Origin of the sequence: Pusillimonas noertemannii (genome assembly GCF_003096595.1) — a bacterium.
Lineage (GTDB): Bacteria > Pseudomonadota > Gammaproteobacteria > Burkholderiales > Burkholderiaceae_B > Pusillimonas > Pusillimonas noertemannii.
Window position 1 is genome coordinate 276,754 of the sequence record NZ_QEKO01000003.1, and the last position, 17,095, is coordinate 293,848.

The window sequence follows — 17,095 nt, forward strand, 5'->3', positions numbered from 1 at the left end:
AGGGCCTGGGACAGGCCCTGACAAATACTATAAACAGGAGACAAGCAATGAAAAAAACCACCGTAGCAGCCTTGGTGGCCGGCCTGTTCATGGCCGTTCCCGCAGCACACGCCGATATCACCATCGGGTTCTCCGGCGTGCTGTCGGGGCCGCAGGGGGTGCTGGGCCAGGACCAGCGCGACGGCTTCATGCTGGCCATGGAGCAATTGGGCAACAAGTTCGGTGACCAGAAGGTCAATGTCGTGATCGAAGATGACCAGCTCAAGCCCGATGTCGGCGGCCAGATCGTGCAGAAGTTCCTCGAGCGCGACAAGGTCGACGCCATCGTCGGCCTGGGCTTTTCCAACGTGCTCATGGCCGAGCTGCGGCGCATCAAGGATTCGGGCGTCGTGGCCATTGCCACCAACGCCGGTCCGGCTCCGGTGGCGGGCAAGCTGTGCACGCCCAACCTGTTCGGGCTTGCTTGGCAGAACGACACCATGTCCGAGGCCATGGGCCAGTACGTGCAGGATGTGGGCCACAAGAACGCCTACCTCATGACCACCAGCTATCAGGCGGGCAAAGACAAGCTCAACGGCTTCAAGCGCTACTTCAAGGGCGACGTCGTCAAAGAGGTCTACACGCCGTTGGGCCAGCTGGATTTCTCGGCCGAGATTTCGGCCCTGCAGGCGGCCAGCCCCGAAGCGCTGTTCGTGTTCTACACCGGCGGCACCGGCGTCAATTTCGTGCGCCAGCTGCGGCAGGCGGGCGTCATGGGCAAGATACCCGTGTACTCCGAGGGCATGATCGACTCCAACACGCTGGTTTCGCTCAAGACCCAGGCCGATGGCAATATATACGGCGCCACCTGGGCGCCCGTGCTCGACAACCCGCAAAGCAAGAAGTTCGTCAAGAGCTTTGAAGAAAAATACGGCCATACGCCTTCTGAATACGCGGCCAATGCCTACGATGCCGCCTATCTGCTGGACACGGCGGTGCGCAAGCTGAACGGCGACGTCTCCGATCGCAAGGCCTTTGTCGCGGCGGTAAAGGCGGCAGGGTCCGAGTTTCCCTCGGTGCGGGGCAAGTTCGCCTTCAACACCAACAACATGCCCATCCAGAACCTGTATGCCTTCAAGGCGGTGGCCGAAGGCGATGAAGTCATCGTCAAGCAGATCGCCACGGTGTTCACCGACCACCAGGACGCCTACGTGTCCGAGTGCAACATGAAGTAGCGCCTGCCGGCGCGCCCTTTGCGGCGCGCCGTCGGGTCGCCGCCAGCGGCGGACGAGTCCGCCGCTGATCCCCCTACGGAAAATCCGTCATGAATAGTTCGCTGTTCCTGTCGCAGCTGCTCAATGGGCTGCAGCTGGGTGTCCTGCTGTTCCTGCTGTCGTCGGGCCTGACCCTGATCTTCGGCATCATGAACTTCATCAATCTCGCCCATGGCTCGCTATACATGGTGGGCGCCTTCGTGGGCGCCGCCACCTACAACGCCAGCGGCTCGTTCCTGTTCTCGCTGGTCGCGGCGGTGGCTTCGGCCGCCATCGTGGGCCTGGTGGTCGAGCATCTCGTGGCGCGGCCGCTGTATCGCCACGACCACCTTTACCAGGTGCTTGCGACCTTCGGCCTGATGATGTTCTTCAACGAGCTTGCCATCGTGATCTGGGGCAACCGCCCTTACTTTGTGACCATTCCCGAAGTCATCCGGGGTTCGGTCCAGATACTCGGCGCCTCGTACCCGATCTACAGGCTGCTGATCATTGCAGTGGGCGTGGTGGTGGCCTTTGGTGCCTGGTACCTCATCCAGAAGACCCGGTTCGGCATGCTCGTCCGGGCGGGCACTACGCATGCGTCCATGGTCAGCGTGCTGGGGGCCAACGTCGACCTTCTGAAGAAATCGCTGTTCATGCTGGGCGCCGCGCTGGCCGGGCTGGCGGGTACCCTGGCGGGGCCCATACTTTCGGTGCAGTCGGGCATGGGCGACCCCGTGCTGATCCTGGCCCTGGTGGTTATCGTGGTGGGTGGCATCGGCTCGATACGGGGCGCGCTCTTCGCGGCCATACTGATTGCCGTCATCGACACGTTGGGGCGCGCCTATCTGCCGGGTCTGCTTGCCCTGGTCCTGGCGCCCACCGCCGCCAACACGGTGGGATCGGCGCTGGCCTCCATGCTGATCTACCTGCTGATGGCTTTCGTGCTTGCCTTCAGGCCGCACGGCCTCATGGTCTCGGCCAAGCGCTGACGCAACCGGAGTACGACATGACACTCAATAAATGGACGCGCTTCAGCCTGCCGGTGCTCTTCATCCTGCTGGCCGCCATACCCTTCGTCGCACAAGCCACCGACGAGCCGTTCTACGTTACTTTTTTCGCCCGCGTGCTGGTCTACGCACTGGCCGCCTGCGCCCTGAACATCGTGCTGGGTTTCGCGGGGCTGGTCAGCTTCGGCCATGCCATGTTCATCGGCCTGGGCGCCTATGCCGTGGGCATACTCGGCGACTATGGCATCAGTAACGGCTGGATCCAGCTGGCGGCGTGCATTGGCGTGTGCGTCGTGGTGGCGGTGATGGTCGGCTCGGTCTGCCTGCGTACGTCGGGCATCGGCTTCATTATGATCACCCTGGCGTTTTCGCAGATGCTGTATTTTCTGATGGTCAGCCTTACGCCCTTCGGCGGCGACGACGGCCTGAACATCTATGAATCGAGCGACTTCGGGCTGTTCACGCTTAGCGGCAGCACCGAAGTATATTGGGCGACTTGGGCGCTGTTGCTGGCGCTTGCCCTGTTCCTGAACCGGCTGCGCACTTCGCCCTTCGGCATGGTACTGCGGGCCACGCATATCAATCCGCGACGCGTGAACGCATTCGGCTATTCGGTATTCCGGGTTCAGCTGTCTGCCTATGTGCTTTCTGGCGTCATTACCGGGCTTGCGGGCTTTCTGCTGGCCAACCTGACCGCTTTCGCCGTGCCCAGCTACATTGCATGGCATGTTTCGGGCGAGCTCATCGTCATGATCGTCATCGGCGGCATAGGGCTGGTAACGGGGCCCATCTTTGGCGCCATTATCTTTCTGCTGCTCGAAGAAGTGCTCAAGGGCTGGACCGAACACTGGATGCTGATCATGGGCCCCATCATCGTTCTTATCGCCCTGGCCGGCCGCAATCAGTTTGCCTGGCTCAAGGTTTTCTTCAACCGGCCGTCGTCTGCCCCGGCGGCCATCGAGGCGCAACCCGCAGGAGAAACCCGATGACCGCCCCGTCACTCACGGTAGATGGCCTGGTGCGCTATTTCGGCGGTCTCAAGGCCACCGACGAGGTTACGCTGCAGGTACGGCCCGGCGAGCTGCACGCCATCATCGGGCCCAATGGCGCCGGCAAGACCACGCTCATCAACCTGCTTACCGGCGAACTTGCCTCCGATGGCGGACGCATCCTGATCGGAGACGTCGACGTAACGGGGCAGCCCATCCAGCAGCGGGTGCAGCTGGGCCTGCTGCGTTCGTACCAGATCACGTCGGTGTTTGATTCATTCACGGTGCGCGAGAACATCTGCCTTGCGGCGCGCCGCAAGCGGGGCGTTCGCATGGCCGTCTGGAAGCCCTTGGTCCGCGACAGCGAGACCATGGAGGTGGTCCGGCGCATCATGGCCGAATGCCAGCTGCAGCACGTGGCCGACGAAGCTGCCGCCAACCTCGCCTATGGGCAGCGGCGCCAGCTCGAGATCGCCATGGCGCTGGCCGCCGACCCGCGCCTTTTGCTGCTGGACGAACCCATGGCCGGCATGAGCGCCGCCGAGGGGGCCGCGGCCATAGAGCTGCTGCGCTCCCTGAAGGGCCAATACACGATCGTCCTGGTCGAGCACGACATGAATGCGGTCTTCTCCCTGGCCGACCGCATCAGCGTGCTCGTGTACGGCAAGGTCATCGCCACCGGCACCGCCGACGAGATCCGCAACCATCCCGACGTGCGCAAGGCGTACCTGGGCGACGATGAAGACGCCTGAACACACAGGAGCCCCCATGCTTTCCATCCAGAATCTTGCGGCCAAGTACGGCCCTTCGCAAGCTTTGTTCGACGTGCAGCTCGATGTGGCGCAGGGCGAGGTGGTGGGCCTGATCGGCCGCAACGGCATGGGCCGCACCACGGTCATCAAATGCCTTTTCGGCCTGCTGAAGCCCTGCGCGGGCAGCATCCGCTTCGAGGGCGCCGACCTGGGCGGCCTGCCGTCGTATCGAATCGGCCGCATGGGAATATCGCTGGTGCCAGAGGGCAGGCAGATATTTCCCACGCTCAGCGTAGAAGAGAACCTGGTCGCCACGGCATCCCGGTCGGGCGGACAAGGCCAATGGACCCTGGAGAAAATCTACGAATTGTTCCCGCGGCTGCAAGAGCGGCGCTCCAACATGGGCAACCAGCTTTCGGGCGGCGAACAGCAGATGCTGGCCATAGGCCGCGCCCTGATGACCAATCCGCGCCTGCTGGTACTGGACGAGGCCACCGAGGGGCTTGCGCCGGTGGTGCGGGCAGAGATATGGAAGGTGCTGAAGCAACTGAAGGAGCAGGGGCTTTCCATGATCGTGGTCGACAAGAACACCAAGGCGCTGCTGCGGCTGTCCGACCGGAACGTCATTCTGGACAAGGGCGTTACCGTGTGGCGCGGCAGCTCGCCCGAACTGGCCGCCCAGCCCGAGCTCATTGCGCGTTATGTCGGCGTTTGAAGCAAAAACCCTTTCCTCATCCGTCGAGCTATCCCTTGGCTCGCAGCGACGCTTTTGCCTTTTTCTCGGCAGGCCATAAAAAAGATACAAAATTTAACCTCATTGCCTTATAGTTACATTCCTTGGCGGTCCGCCTCCTGCTTCCATCTGGCAATGTAATGACATACAAGCACAACCATGTTGTCCGGAGCCTGATCGGCGCCGGCCTTTTTTTTGCACTGGCCGGGGCCGAAGCCGCCACGGCGTCCAGTTTCGAAACCCCGGAGTATCTGGCGCAGGAAGGCCTGGCCCTGGTCAATGCGGCGCAAGCGTATGCGCTGGGCTACACCGGAGCGGGCGTTACGGTGGGAATCCTGGATTCAGGCATAGACGGGTCGCATCCCGAATTCAGGGGCGGCAAAATCGCCGGAGGCTATGACTTTTATTCCAAGGTTCCGTATGGGCCGGGCGATGGCAAAGACTATGTAGGCCACGGTTCCCATGTCGGAGGCATTATCGGCGCGCTGCGCGACGGCGTCGGCATGCATGGCGTCGCGTTCGAAAGCTCGTTGTTCATTGCCAGTGCGGGCCGGGCTGCGAGCTACGATGCGGCGCTGGCGCCGGGCTGGGAATACCTGGCCACGCAAAACCTGCCCATCGTCAACAGCAGCCTGGGGTTCGATGCCTGCGGCCCCGACAGCGCTCCGCCCTGCAATGCCAAGGATTACGGCTCCGCCGCGGCGGCCGAGGCGGCTTATCCGCTAAGCGTGGCGGCCTATCGCAAGCTTGCCGCGGCAGGTTCCTTGATGGTGTTCGCCACCGGCAATCATGAGCAGCCGCATCCCGACTTCATGGCGGGCTCTCCCTACTGGTTTCCCGAGCTGAAGGACAATTGGCTGGCGGTGACCGCCATCAGTGAAACTGGCGAGGCGGTGGACTATGCGAACCATTGCGGGATAGCCAAAGCATGGTGCCTGACCGCGCCGGGCGGGGGAGAGGGCTATCCCGACGCCGGGGTCAACTCCGTCCGTCGAGGCGGCGGCTACTACAGAGAGACGGGAACCTCGATGGCCTCGCCGCATGTGGCGGGCGCCGCGGCGCTGGTCAAGCAGGCCTATCCTTACTTCGGCGCCTACCACCTGCAGCAGACGCTGCTGACCACGGCCACGGACATCGGCGCGCCGGGGGTTGACGACGTCTACGGCTGGGGCTTGCTGAATGTGGGCAAGGCGGTGCGCGGACCGGCCCGGTTCACGGGCCTGTTCGATGTGGACACGCTGGGCTACGACTCGACCTTCTTCAACGATATCGACGGGGCCGGCGGGCTGACCAAGCGCGGCCAGGGCGTGTTGCGCCTGGCCGGGACCAACAGCTATGCGGGTCCGACCACGGTTGCCGGCGGCAAGCTGGTGGTCAATGGCTCGCTGGCGTCCGCCGTTACCGTGCAGGCGGCCGGTACGCTGGGCGGCTCGGGCACGGTGGGGCGCGTGGACAACCATGGGGTGCTGGCGCCGGGTAATTCAGTGGGCACCTTGACCGTGGCAGGCGACTATATAGCCTACCCGGGCTCGGTGCACGAGCTGGAGGTCGGCCCCGAAGGTGCGACCGACAAGCTGGTGGTGGGCGGCAGGGCCGTTGTGGCCGGTACGCTGCGCCTGGCCGGCGGCCCGTATCGGCAGAACATTCCCTACCATTTCATCACAGCGGGCGGCGGGGTCGCGGGCGAGTTCGACACGGTGACCTACAGCATGGCGTTTCTATCACCCACCTTCGACCGCGGCGAAGGGCTGTCACTGGTGATCCGGCGCAACGAGGTACCTTTTGCGCGCTATGCGGACACGGCCAACCAGCGCGCCGTGGCGCAGGCCCTGGATACCGGCTCGTATTACCCGCCGGCCGGCATGGCCGGGTTGTACGACGAAGTGCTGAATGCCGAGCCGGGCGAGATTGCGGCGATGATGGAGCCATTGAGCGGGCAGGTGCATGCGGGAACCGAGTCGGCATTGCTGCAAGCAGGGGGCCAGGTGGTGCGCACCGTCGCGGCGCGGATGCGCGCCACGACCCCGGCGCACAGTCAGGCTACACCGCTGTGGGTGCAGGCGATTGGCGGACGCAGCACCCTGGACGGCGACGGCAATGCGGCGCAGCTGCGCCTTCGTGCCGCCGGCCTGTTCCTGGGCGGCGATGCGGCGGTTGGGCGGGGTGGCTGGCGTCTGGGCGGCGCATTCGGCTATACCGAGCATCGCGTCGAACTGGACGGCGATGACTCGTCTTCGCGGGCCGACAGCTATACCGGCGTGCTGTATGGCGCCAACAGTTGGGCAAAGGGAGGGGGCAGCCTGAATTTCCTGGCGGGCGCCGCCTATACCCGCCACAACATCGATACGCGCCGCAGCATCGACGTGGGCGGCAGCCAGACGTTGAGCGCCGACTACCACGCCGATGCGCTGCAGTTGTTCTCTGAACTGGCTTATGCGCTGCCGGTGGGAACGGCCGCCGTACTCGAACCTTATGCCGGCGCGAGCTGGCAGCGGCTCCGGGCCGGGCGCTTTGCGGAAACGGGCGGCCAGGCGGCATTGCGCGGCGAGCGCCACGACAGCGACCTGGGCAGCTTCACAGTGGGGCTGCGCGGCAGGGCGATGTTCGAGTCGGGCCGCGCGCAGTTGTCGCTTTCGGCCGGCCTGGGATGGCGCCATGCGGTGGGCGATATCTCGCCCGGCCGCGACCTGGCTTTCACGCAGGGCAATGGCGCGGTCTTCCGCACGAGCGGCGCTCCGATTGCCAGGAATGCCGCGGTGGCCGAGCTGGGCGCCGAACTGCAAGCCGGGGCGAACACCGCCGTGGGCCTGAGTTACAGCGGACAATTCGGCAACGGCACGACCGACAACCTCGGCACACTGTATTTACGCGTTCGTTTCTAGTCGCGGTTCCACAGGCCGGGCGCTAGGCGCGCGCAACGCGCGGCGCGCCGGCGGCTGGCCGGGATGCGGCAGCGCACTCGTCGCGTATCCGCTGCTCGAGCTTGCGGCGAGCCCGCACGGCGCCTGCGTCGCCGGGCAGCAGCACGGGCCCGAGGCCGAACAGGTCGTCGGTGCCCATGGCGCGCTGCTGCTCGCTGAGCATGGGCTTGTCCTGGTTGCTGAAGGCGTTGTACATAATGGCTTGCCGGCGCGAGTTGATTTCTTCGTCGTCTACCTGAAAGCGCCGTGTCAGCCAGAAGAAATAGTGCGTGGTCGACTCTGTTTCGGGTGTGACGATGTGGGCATTGTCGGTGCGCAGGCCTTCGCTGCCGGGATCTTCTTGCGGCGTAATGGCGATGTCCAGGTGCATGATGCCGGGGGCGCGCCAGCGCACTTCGGTGTGGAAATTCACCGGCTGGCCCGGCCGGGGCATGAGGCGGTCGTAGGCGGGCGGGGCGCTGTCATGCCGGCATTCCCAGGTAATGTGCACGTCGTCGCCATGCTCTTCGACCCTGGTCTTCGCACTGGTGAAGGCGCCGCCGCCGACCGAATCGGCATGCAGGAAATCGGCGTGGCTCAGGTCCATGACATTGTCGGCCACCAGCTTGTAATTGCAGTCGGTCCACAAATAGCCGCGGGAAGCGGCATTGAGCGGCGCCGCGTGCAGGCGCGAGAAGTCGGGCAGCAGGTCGTGCCGGGCTTCGTCCGCCTCGCCCATCCAGATCCATGCAATACCGTCTTTCTCGGCCACTGCGAAGGGTTTGACACGCGCTGCCGCGGGGATGGTGCTGCTGTGTGGGTTGACCACACAGCGGCCCGTACAGTCGAATTGCAGGCCGTGGTAGCCGCATTCGATGGCATCGCCCTTGAGCGTGCCCAGGTGCAGGGGGACGAAGCGATGCGGGCAACGATCATGCAAGGCGGCCAACTGGCCGTCGGTGCGGCGGAAGAATACGATGGGCTGGTCGAGCAGCTTGCGGTGGATCATCTGGCCGGGCTCGATTTCGTCGGCCCAGCCCGCCATGTACCAGGCGTTCTGAAGAAAAGGCATGTCCGTCTCCTGTATTTGTGTATTTACTTTAGCGGCCGCTTCAGAATATATATAGTGGATTATGTTTATTCGCAGTATTTGATATGTTTATAGTGTGCGAACCACTCCACCGCTTGGCAAACTTCACCCGGACCAATGAAAACAGACCTCAACCTGCTGCGGGTACTGCTCGCCGTTCATGAAACAGGCAGCGTCACCGGCGCGGCGGGCCGCCTGGGCATCAGCCAGCCCGCGGCCAGTGCGGCGCTGGGCCGGCTGCGAAAGGCGCTGGACGACCCCCTGTTCGTGCGGCGCGGCCCGCGCATGCATGCGACGCCGCTGGCGCAAGGCATACTGGGCAAGACCCGCGAAGTCATCGACGTGATCGACCGCGACATTCTTACGCCTCCCACGTTCGATCCGGCCACCTGCAAGGGCGAGCTTTCCATCTGCCTGAGCGAGATCGGCGAGGTGGTGCTGCTTCCGGCCCTGTATCGCCTGTTGCGCGAGCGGGCACCCGGGCTGGCCCTGAAGACGCTGAGCCTGGGGCCCGACGATCTGGACCAGGCCATGTACGAGGGCCGCATCGACATGGCCATGGGCTATTTTCCCGACCTGACGGGCGCCGACATCTATCAGCAGCGTCTCTTTTCGCACGTGCTGGCATGCATGGTGCGCGATACCCATCCGATCCGCGGGCCCCGCATGTCCCTGGAGCAGTTCAGGCGAGCCGAGCACCTGCTGGTGCGGGACGGCAGCCGCACAATGGAGATGTACGAGCAGTACATCCTGTCGCAGGGCATCAAGCGCCGCATAGGCGTGCAGATGTCTCATTACATGAGCGTTCCCGGCCTGATCGAGGACTCGGACCTGGTGGTCGTATTGCCGCGCACCATCGCCGAGCGCTTTGCCCGCGGCGGCCGGCTGAGGGTTCTGGCGCCTCCCGCCGGAATTCCGCGGTACGACCTGAAGCAGTACTGGCATCGCCGTTTTCACAACGACCCGCGCCTGCGTTGGCTGCGCGGGGTGGTGTTCGAACTGTTCGACGGCTACCTGGCAGAGCCGGAGCACGACGCTCTACTGACGGGTCGCGGCCCCGCATCTGGCGGGCCGGGCAAAAGGCGCGGCGGTCGCAAGGCTCCGTCCAGGGGGTAGAATCGTGCAGTTGAGGGGCTTGGCGCCGATGCGCAGGCCCCACCAGTTCATCCACCTACGGAGGAGTCCAGTCCATGACGGGCCAAGAAAACGCAAAGGCCGCCCGGGTGCAGTGCCCGGCCGAAGACAGCGAGGCGCAATACAACCTGCGCGTGGCGTTCCCCAGCTATCCGCAAACGCGTGAAACCTGGATCGCCGCAAGCCGCGAACTCGAAAGCAAGGCCAAGCCCGCTCTAGACCTTGCCTATGGCAGCGAGCCCCTTCAAAAGCTCGACTATTACGCCGCCGCGCAAAACGGCCCCTTGCTCGTATTCGTGCATGGCGGCTATTGGCAGGGCGGAGACAAGGCCGACGTCGGCTTTATTGCAAGGCCATATATCGAAGCGGGCATCAATGTGGCGGTCGTCAATTATTCGCTGGCGCCCCAGGCCAAGATCGAAGACATGGTTGCCGAAGTGAGAAATTCGCTGGTGTGGCTGGCTTCGCAAGCGGCGCAGCTGGGCTTCGACGCCGGGCGCGTGTCGCTGATGGGGCACTCGGCCGGCGGCCATCTGGTCTCCATGATGGTGGCGCGCACCGATACGCCCGTGCCGGCGGGCATGCCGTCCATTGCAAGCGTATTCCCCATCAGCGGCGTATTCGATCTTCCGCCCTTGCTGCCTTCTTCCATCAATACGGCGCTGGGGCTCGATCAGCCCCGCGCCGAGGCCTTGAGCCCGCTGGCCTGGCCCGGCCCGCAGGGCACGTACGTGCATACTTTTGTGGGCGCCGGCGAAACCGACCAATTCCATCGCCAGGCCGAAGCCCTGGGCAAGGTGTGGACGGTTGCACGGCACGACTCCGTCCCCGGCACCGATCACTTCACCATCCTGAACGTCCTGGGCGACCCGTCGTCAGAGTACGCCAGGTCCATCGTCGCCGCCATCAAGGGCTGAGCCATGCCGGAAGTAATGGGCGCCGGGCCGGAAAGCTGGGTGGCGCGCAGCCTGCGCAATGTCTGGCACCCCTGCACGCAGATGCGGCATCACGAGACGATGCCATTGGTCGCGGTCAGCCGCGGCGAGGGCGCCTGGCTGTTCGATCATGAAGGCCGGCGCTACCTGGATGCCGTCAGTTCGTGGTGGGTGAATCTTTTCGGGCATGCCAACCCGCGCATCAATGGCGCCCTCAAAGACCAGCTCGACCGCCTCGAGCATGCAATGCTGGCGGGCTTTACCCACGAGCCGGTCGTCATGTTGTCCGAACGGCTGGCCGCCCGCGCCGATCATCGGCTGGGCCATTGCTTCTACGCCTCCGATGGCGCTTCGGCCGTCGAGATCGCACTGAAGATGAGCTTTCATTTCTGGCGCAATACGGGGCACGGCGACAAACAGGAATTCGTCTGCCTGAAGGGCAGCTACCACGGCGAAACGCTGGGCGCCCTGAGCGTAACCGACGTCTCGCTGTTTCGCGACGCCTATGGCCCCTTGCTGGGCAAGACCCATGTCGTAGAGTCGCCGGACGCCCGCGCCGCCGCGCCGGGCGAGACGGCGGCCGATTGCGCCCGGCGCGCGGCGGGCCGGCTCGAGGCCCTGCTGCAGCAACGGGCCGGGGCGATTGCTGCCGTCATCGTCGAGCCTCTGGTGCAGTGCGCCACCGGCATGGCCATGTACGACCCCTTATATCTTGCGCTGCTTCGCGAACTGTGCGACCGCTACCAGGTGCACCTTATCGCCGACGAGATCGCCGTGGGCTGCGGCCGCACCGGCACCTTCTTCGCCTGCGAACAAGCGTCGATATGGCCTGACTTCCTTTGCCTTTCAAAAGGCATCAGCGGCGGCTACCTGCCCTTGTCGCTGGTCATGACCCAAGACCACATCTACCAGGCTTTCTACAGCGATGAGATGTCGCGCGGTTTCCTGCACTCTCATTCTTATACGGGCAATCCGCTTGCCTGCCGGGCGGCCCTGGCCACCTTGCAGATATTCGACGACGATGGCGTGCTCGAGGCCAACCGCGCCCTGGCCGGCCGAATCACCCAGGCGCTGCAGCCGCTGGCCGCTCATCCGCGTGTCAGGCATTTTCGCCAGCGTGGCATGATCTGGGCTTTCGATGCCGAACTGGCGGAAGGCGACGGAGGCTTCGCCCGCCGCTTCTTCACCCTGGGGCTCAAGCATGAACTGCTGCTTCGGCCCATCGGCAATACCGTCTATATCATGCCGCCCTACATACTGAACGACGACGAGGTCGCCCACCTTGCAAGCAGCACTCTGGCGGTGTTCGAGCAGGCGCTGGACGCCGCACCATGAAGGCGCTGGAATCATTGCGCCGGCGCCTGGCGCAACTGGACGAACAGGGCTTGCGCCGCGTGCGGAGAACCTCCGACAGCCCCTGCATCGTGCAGCCGACGGTCGATGGCCGGCCCCTGCACGCCTTTTGCAGCAACGACTACCTGGGCCTGGCGAACGACCCGCGCATCGCACGCGCTTTGCATGAGGGCGTCGAGCTTTTCGGCACGGGCAGCGGCGCATCGCACCTGATCAGTGGGCACTATCGGGTGCACCAGCGGCTCGAAGAGCGCTTGGCCTCGTTCGTGGCCGACCACGTGCCGCAGGCGCAGGCCCTGTATTTTTCGACCGGCTATATGGCCAATGTGGGCGTGCTGGCGGGCCTGGCGGCCCTCGATGACAGCGTTGAAATCTTTTCAGAGCAGCTCAATCACGCCTCGCTGATCGACGGAATGCGCCTGGCGCGCGTGCCTGCCCGGGTGTACGCGCATTGCGACGTCCAGGCCTTGGATGCGCTGCTGACCGCCAGCAAGGCCAACATCAAGATCGTCGTCACCGACAGCGTGTTCAGCATGGACGGCAACCTGGCCCCCTTGCCGCGGATACTGGCGCTTTGCGAGCGGCATGGCGCATGGCTGCTGGTCGACGACGCCCATGGTTTCGGCCTGCTGGGCAGGCAAGGGCATGGCGCACTCGAACATTTCGGCCTGCGGTCCGAGCATCTGATCTACATGGGTACGCTGGGCAAGGCGGCGGGCGTGGCCGGCGCCTTTGTCGCGGCCGATGCAAGCCTGATCGATTGGCTCGTGCAGCGGGCGCGCTCTTATGTGTTCAGCACCGCGTCGCCTCCGGCGCTGGCCCATGCCTTGCTGACCAGCCTCGACATCATCGAGGGCCCAGACGGCATGGCGCGGCGCGAGCGGCTGCAATCGCTCATTTCCACATTGTCGCAAGGCTTGCGCCTGCGGCGCTGGCAGCGGCTCGAGTCGTCCACTGCCATCCAGCCCATAGTGGTGGGCGGCAACGAGCCGGCCATGGCGGCGGCAAGGGCGCTGCATGAACTGGGTTATTGGGTGCCGGCCATTCGTCCGCCCACGGTTCCGGCCGGGACGGCACGGCTGCGCATCACTTTGTCCGCCAATCATGATCCGGCCCAGGTCGCCCATTTGGCCGAAGCCGTCAATCGCATAGAACACAGCCAGGAGGCCGAGGCATGAACACGGCTGCTGCCAATCGTTTCTCTTGTTTCGTGACAGGCACCGACACAGAAATAGGCAAGACGCTGATCAGCAGCGCCATGCTGCATGCGCTCACCCGCCAAGGCCTCAGGGCGGCGGGCATGAAGCCCGTTGCCGCGGGCGTGGAAGAGCGGGACGGCGCCTGGCACAACGACGACGTCGACCGGCTCAATGCGGCAAGCAACGTCGGTTTCGAGCCGGACGTCATTACGCCCTACCTGTGGCGCGAGCCCATTGCACCTCATATTGCCGCCGGGCTGGCGGGCGTGCAGATGTTCTCAAGCCGGATACTTCAGGCTTATGCCCAGATGGAAAAGGCTTGCGATGCGGTGGTGGTAGAAGGAGTAGGGGGCTTTTGCGTGCCGCTGTCCGATTATTTCGACACGGCCGACCTGGCCCGCGAACTCGGCCTGCCCGTAGTCATGGTGGTGGGCATGCGCCTGGGCTGCATCAATCACGCCCTGCTGACCGTGCAGGCGATCGCCGCCCAGGGCCTGGAGCTGGCTGGCTGGGTGGCCAATACGGTCGACCCCCACATGCCTCATGTGCAGGCCAATATCGACGCCCTCCGCCGCCGCCTCAGCGCCCCCATGCTGGGGCATGTGCCGCGCCTTGATTCCGCGACCAGCGAGGCGGCCGCGTCGCACATTGATTTCACCTTGCTGCCGGGTTGGCCCGGAACACATCGATAAAAACATAAGGGAGCATCAACACCCATGGCCAATGCCAATTTGTATGCCTTGCTGCAGGCGGGGTTTGCCGCCGACCGAGACAGCACCGCCATCGAGACTCCGACGCGCGACTACAGCTGGAACGATATCGAACGCATATCGGCGCGCTATGCCAAGCTGTTGGCCGGGCTGGGTTTGCCCGCGGGGGCGCGCGTGGCGGTCCAGGTCGAAAAGTCGCCCGAAGCCCTGATGCTTTACCTGGCCACATTGCGGGCGGGGTTTGTTTATTTGCCGCTGAACACAGCCTACCGCGAGGCCGAGGTCGAGTATTTTCTTCGCGATGCCGAGCCTTCGGTCGTGGTGTGTTCCCCGGCCAATCTGTCCTGGGTGTCGGAACTGGCACAGCGCTGTGGCATCCCCCATACGTACACCCTGGATGAGCGCGGCGCCGGCACGCTGGAGCAGGCGTCGGCCGGCCAGGACGGCAAGTTCGAAACCGTGGCCAGCCAGCCCGGCGATCTTGCAGCCATCCTGTACACCTCGGGCACGACGGGCCGCAGCAAGGGCGCCATGCTGACCCACCGGAACCTGTCCTCCAATGCGCAGGTGCTGAACACTTACTGGGGCTGGAGAAGCGATGACGTCCTGCTGCACATGCTGCCCATATTCCACGTGCACGGGCTTTTCGTAGGGGCGCACGGGGCACTGCTGGCCGGCGCGCGGATGATCTGGCTTCCCAAGCTCGACATAGAACAGGCCCTGCATTATTTGCCCCGCAGCACCGTCATGATGGGTGTGCCCACCTATTATGTGCGACTGCTGGCCGAGCAGCGCTTCACTCGCGAGTTATGCGCCGGCATGCGGCTGTTCATTTCCGGCTCGGCCCCCTTGCTGGCCGATACCTTCAACAGCTTTCGCGAACGCACCGGCCACACCATTCTCGAGCGTTACGGCATGAGCGAAACCGTCATGCTCACCTCTAACCCCTACGACGAGAACCAGGGGCCGCGCATGGCGGGCACCGTGGGCCGTCCGCTGCCCGGCGTTCAGGCGCGCGTGGTCAACAGCGATGACGTTCCCCTGGCGCCTGGCCTGATCGGCAGTGTCCAGGTGCGCGGCCCCAACGTGTTTTCGGGCTATTGGCGCATGCCCGAGAAGACGCGCGAGGAGTTTACCGCCGATGGCTGGTTCCGCACCGGAGACGTGGGGCGATGGGGTTCCATCCTGGACGACGAAGGACAGGTGCTGCAGGCCATTCCCGACGACTATCTCTCCATAGTTGGCCGAAGTAAAGACCTGATCATCACGGGCGGGTTCAATGTCTATCCCAAGGAAATCGAGTCCTTCATCGACGATATCCCCGGAGTGGTTGAGTCGGCCGTCATCGGCGTGCCGCATACCGACTTCGGCGAGGCGGTGGTGGCGGTGGTAGTGCCCGAACCGGGCCGGACCATCGATCCCCAGGGCGTCCAGGAAAGCCTCAAGCGGCAGATCGCCAATTTCAAGGTGCCCAAGCACGTGGTCGTCGTGGAGCAACTGCCGCGAAACACCATGGGCAAGGTGCAGAAGAACGTGCTGCGCGAGGCATACGCCGACCTGGCCTAGGGCCTGTCAATCCACGGGGTGGCGAGATTCAAAGATAAGGGCTGGCCAGCCAGATGATCTTGTTGCGCAGCCGCTTCACGAAGGGCATGGCGGCCAGCGCCTCGAGCGTGACCGCTTCGGCGTTCTCGATTTCCGCGTCGATTCTTTGTTCCAGATCCCGGGCCATCGCGCGGCTGTAGATCTCGATGTCCAGTTCGAAGTTCAGCCGCAGGCTGCGCGGATCGAGATTGGAAGAACCCACGTACGACCAGGCCCCGTCTATGGTGATGAGCTTGGAGTGGTTGAAGGGACCGCGCGCTCGCCATACGCGGCAGCCATTGCGGATGACCTGGTCCAGCTGGGCCGTCATGGCGTAGTTGACCAGGCGCAGGTTGTTGCGTCCCGGTATCACGATGTCGACCCGGATGCCGCGGCGGGCCGCGGTGTTGATCGCCCCCAGCAGGGCCACGTCGGGCAGGAAGTACGGAGACTGGATGCGTATGCTGTGCTGGGCCACGGCGAATGCGCCCAGCAACATGTGGTGGGTGCTCAGGATGGTGCGGTCGGGCCCGGAACGTACACAGCGCGCCGGCACGCGCGGCATGGGAGGCGACCAGCTTTCGCAGCACCAGATGTCGTAGGGCAGCGCTTCGCGTGTGGTGAACTCCCAGTCTTGCGAGAACACGGCGGTAAGCTGCAGCACTATGGGCCCTTCGACCCTGAAATGGGTGTCGCATGCGGCGGGTTCATGCGAAGGGCCGGTGGTGAAGCCGGCCCGGATGTTCATGCCGCCCGTGAACCCGATGCAGCCATCCACAATAAGTATTTTGCGGTGGCTGCGCAGATTGGCGTAGGGCATGCGCATGCCCAGCGGGTTGGTCATGAACAGCGCGGTGCGTACCCCCTGGCGTCGCAGCAGGTGGACGATGGGCGGACGAGAATATTTGGAGCCGATGGCGTCGATCAGCACCCGTACCTCGACTCCGCGCTTTACCGCCCTGGCCAGCGCATCGACGATTTTCCGGCCTTCGCGGTCATTGTCGAAGATATAGGTTTGCAAGGCGATGGACAGCTTGGCGCCGTCTATGGCCTGGATCATGGCCGGGTAGGTTTCATCGCCGCTGCACAGCAGCTGGATATGGTTGCCGTCGCATAGGGGGAAGCTGCTGACGCCGTCGCCCAGGGTTTGCAGCGAGGCGAACTGGGGCGCAGAGTAGGGCGTGACGTCGGCAATGGGCGTGTCGTCGAGCGTGCTGTAGTGGCGCAGCGATTTGTCGCGCTGCTGCGAGATCTGGTCGTGGCGCACGCGGTTGATGCCGGCGATCAGGTAGAAAAAGGCGCCGAACAGCGGCGACAGCAGGATAATGCCCACCCAGCCGATGGCCGCCCGTACGTCCGTCTTGTTCATGGCCGCATGAACAGCCGCCGTGGCGGCCGCCGCGAGGGTGAACAAGAACACGAAATGGGGCCAGTACTCTTGCAAGAAAGCCTGCAGGTAAAGCAGCATATTTGG

Annotated in this window: 14 protein-coding genes; 12 read left to right on the plus strand and 2 right to left on the minus strand. The window is 64.2% G+C overall.

Annotated features, from left to right (window positions below):
- Nucleotides 1-47: 47 nt before the first annotated feature.
- The 6 genes from C7440_RS12410 (at nucleotide 48) to C7440_RS12435 (ending at nucleotide 7,598) form a co-directional block, all read left to right on the plus strand.
- Nucleotides 48-1,214 carry an ABC transporter substrate-binding protein gene (locus C7440_RS12410; RefSeq protein WP_116518771.1) on the plus strand — a complete coding sequence of 389 codons (1,167 nt, stop codon included), beginning with the start codon at nucleotides 48-50 and terminating at the stop codon, nucleotides 1,212-1,214.
- Nucleotides 1,215-1,303: 89 nt separating this feature from the next.
- Nucleotides 1,304-2,224, plus strand: coding sequence for a branched-chain amino acid ABC transporter permease (locus tag C7440_RS12415; RefSeq protein ID WP_116518772.1), 921 nt, complete (start codon nucleotides 1,304-1,306; stop codon nucleotides 2,222-2,224).
- A gap of 17 nt (nucleotides 2,225-2,241) precedes the next feature.
- Nucleotides 2,242-3,231 carry a branched-chain amino acid ABC transporter permease gene (locus C7440_RS12420; protein WP_116518773.1) on the plus strand — a complete coding sequence of 330 codons (990 nt, stop codon included), beginning with the start codon at nucleotides 2,242-2,244 and terminating at the stop codon, nucleotides 3,229-3,231.
- Nucleotides 3,228-3,983: an ABC transporter ATP-binding protein gene (locus C7440_RS12425; protein WP_116518774.1), complete on the plus strand. Its 756-nt coding sequence runs from the start codon at nucleotides 3,228-3,230 to the stop codon at nucleotides 3,981-3,983. The genes C7440_RS12420 and C7440_RS12425 overlap by 4 nt, the downstream gene beginning before the upstream one ends.
- 16 nt (nucleotides 3,984-3,999) lie before the next feature.
- Nucleotides 4,000-4,698 carry an ABC transporter ATP-binding protein gene (locus C7440_RS12430; protein WP_116518775.1) on the plus strand — a complete coding sequence of 233 codons (699 nt, stop codon included), beginning with the start codon at nucleotides 4,000-4,002 and terminating at the stop codon, nucleotides 4,696-4,698.
- Between the two features lie 158 nt (nucleotides 4,699-4,856).
- Nucleotides 4,857-7,598 carry an autotransporter serine protease gene (locus C7440_RS12435; protein WP_116518776.1) on the plus strand — a complete coding sequence of 914 codons (2,742 nt, stop codon included), beginning with the start codon at nucleotides 4,857-4,859 and terminating at the stop codon, nucleotides 7,596-7,598.
- A gap of 22 nt (nucleotides 7,599-7,620) precedes the next feature.
- On the opposite strand, the gene C7440_RS12440 is transcribed toward C7440_RS12435, so the two are convergent.
- Nucleotides 7,621-8,688: an aromatic ring-hydroxylating oxygenase subunit alpha gene (locus tag C7440_RS12440; RefSeq protein ID WP_116518777.1), complete on the minus strand. Its 1,068-nt coding sequence runs from the start codon at nucleotides 8,686-8,688 to the stop codon at nucleotides 7,621-7,623.
- 135 nt (nucleotides 8,689-8,823) lie between these two features.
- On the opposite strand from C7440_RS12440, the gene C7440_RS12445 reads away from it, so the two are divergent.
- The 6 genes from C7440_RS12445 to C7440_RS12470 all read left to right on the plus strand — a co-directional run bounded on the left by C7440_RS12445 (nucleotide 8,824) and on the right by C7440_RS12470 (nucleotide 15,603).
- Nucleotides 8,824-9,822 carry a LysR family transcriptional regulator gene (locus C7440_RS12445; RefSeq protein WP_017522692.1) on the plus strand — a complete coding sequence of 333 codons (999 nt, stop codon included), beginning with the start codon at nucleotides 8,824-8,826 and terminating at the stop codon, nucleotides 9,820-9,822.
- 74 nt (nucleotides 9,823-9,896) lie between these two features.
- Nucleotides 9,897-10,757 (plus strand): alpha/beta hydrolase, encoded by an 861-nt coding sequence (locus C7440_RS12450; protein ID WP_116518778.1) that lies wholly within the window; start codon nucleotides 9,897-9,899, stop codon nucleotides 10,755-10,757.
- A gap of 3 nt (nucleotides 10,758-10,760) precedes the next feature.
- Nucleotides 10,761-12,110 carry an adenosylmethionine--8-amino-7-oxononanoate transaminase gene (gene bioA / locus C7440_RS12455; protein WP_371743491.1) on the plus strand — a complete coding sequence of 450 codons (1,350 nt, stop codon included), beginning with the start codon at nucleotides 10,761-10,763 and terminating at the stop codon, nucleotides 12,108-12,110.
- On the plus strand, nucleotides 12,107-13,306 hold the full coding sequence (gene bioF / locus C7440_RS12460) for an 8-amino-7-oxononanoate synthase (RefSeq protein ID WP_116518780.1): 1,200 nt from the start codon (nucleotides 12,107-12,109) through the stop codon (nucleotides 13,304-13,306). The genes bioA and bioF overlap by 4 nt, the downstream gene beginning before the upstream one ends.
- Nucleotides 13,303-14,019, plus strand: coding sequence for a dethiobiotin synthase (gene bioD, locus C7440_RS12465; protein ID WP_017522696.1), 717 nt, complete (start codon nucleotides 13,303-13,305; stop codon nucleotides 14,017-14,019). The genes bioF and bioD overlap by 4 nt, the downstream gene beginning before the upstream one ends.
- 24 nt (nucleotides 14,020-14,043) lie before the next feature.
- A complete protein-coding gene (locus C7440_RS12470; RefSeq protein WP_116518781.1) occupies nucleotides 14,044-15,603 on the plus strand; it encodes a malonate--CoA ligase in 1,560 nt (519 codons plus the stop codon).
- A gap of 28 nt (nucleotides 15,604-15,631) precedes the next feature.
- Here C7440_RS12470 and cls read toward each other — a convergent pair whose 3' ends face one another.
- Complete coding sequence (gene cls, locus C7440_RS12475) at nucleotides 15,632-17,089, minus strand: cardiolipin synthase (protein WP_116518782.1); 1,458 nt, start codon at nucleotides 17,087-17,089, stop codon at nucleotides 15,632-15,634.
- Nucleotides 17,090-17,095 lie beyond the last annotated feature (6 nt).

Bases quoted from the DNA above. Each gene is read 5' to 3' on its own strand.
- C7440_RS12425 (WP_116518774.1), top strand. From the start codon at position 3,228: ATGACCGCCCCGTCACTCACGGTAGATGGCCTGGTGCGCTATTTCGGC.
- C7440_RS12435 (WP_116518776.1), top strand. From the start codon at position 4,857: ATGACATACAAGCACAACCATGTTGTCCGGAGCCTGATCGGCGCCGGC.
- cls (WP_116518782.1), bottom strand. From the start codon at position 17,089: ATGCTGCTTTACCTGCAGGCTTTCTTGCAAGAGTACTGGCCCCATTTC.
- C7440_RS12450 (WP_116518778.1), top strand. From the start codon at position 9,897: ATGACGGGCCAAGAAAACGCAAAGGCCGCCCGGGTGCAGTGCCCGGCC.
- C7440_RS12440 (WP_116518777.1), bottom strand. From the start codon at position 8,688: ATGCCTTTTCTTCAGAACGCCTGGTACATGGCGGGCTGGGCCGACGAA.
- C7440_RS12430 (WP_116518775.1), top strand. From the start codon at position 4,000: ATGCTTTCCATCCAGAATCTTGCGGCCAAGTACGGCCCTTCGCAAGCT.
- C7440_RS12445 (WP_017522692.1), top strand. From the start codon at position 8,824: ATGAAAACAGACCTCAACCTGCTGCGGGTACTGCTCGCCGTTCATGAA.
- C7440_RS12415 (WP_116518772.1), top strand. From the start codon at position 1,304: ATGAATAGTTCGCTGTTCCTGTCGCAGCTGCTCAATGGGCTGCAGCTG.
- bioD (WP_017522696.1), top strand. From the start codon at position 13,303: ATGAACACGGCTGCTGCCAATCGTTTCTCTTGTTTCGTGACAGGCACC.
- bioA (WP_371743491.1), top strand. From the start codon at position 10,761: ATGCCGGAAGTAATGGGCGCCGGGCCGGAAAGCTGGGTGGCGCGCAGC.
- C7440_RS12410 (WP_116518771.1), top strand. From the start codon at position 48: ATGAAAAAAACCACCGTAGCAGCCTTGGTGGCCGGCCTGTTCATGGCC.
- C7440_RS12470 (WP_116518781.1), top strand. From the start codon at position 14,044: ATGGCCAATGCCAATTTGTATGCCTTGCTGCAGGCGGGGTTTGCCGCC.
- bioF (WP_116518780.1), top strand. From the start codon at position 12,107: ATGAAGGCGCTGGAATCATTGCGCCGGCGCCTGGCGCAACTGGACGAA.
- C7440_RS12420 (WP_116518773.1), top strand. From the start codon at position 2,242: ATGACACTCAATAAATGGACGCGCTTCAGCCTGCCGGTGCTCTTCATC.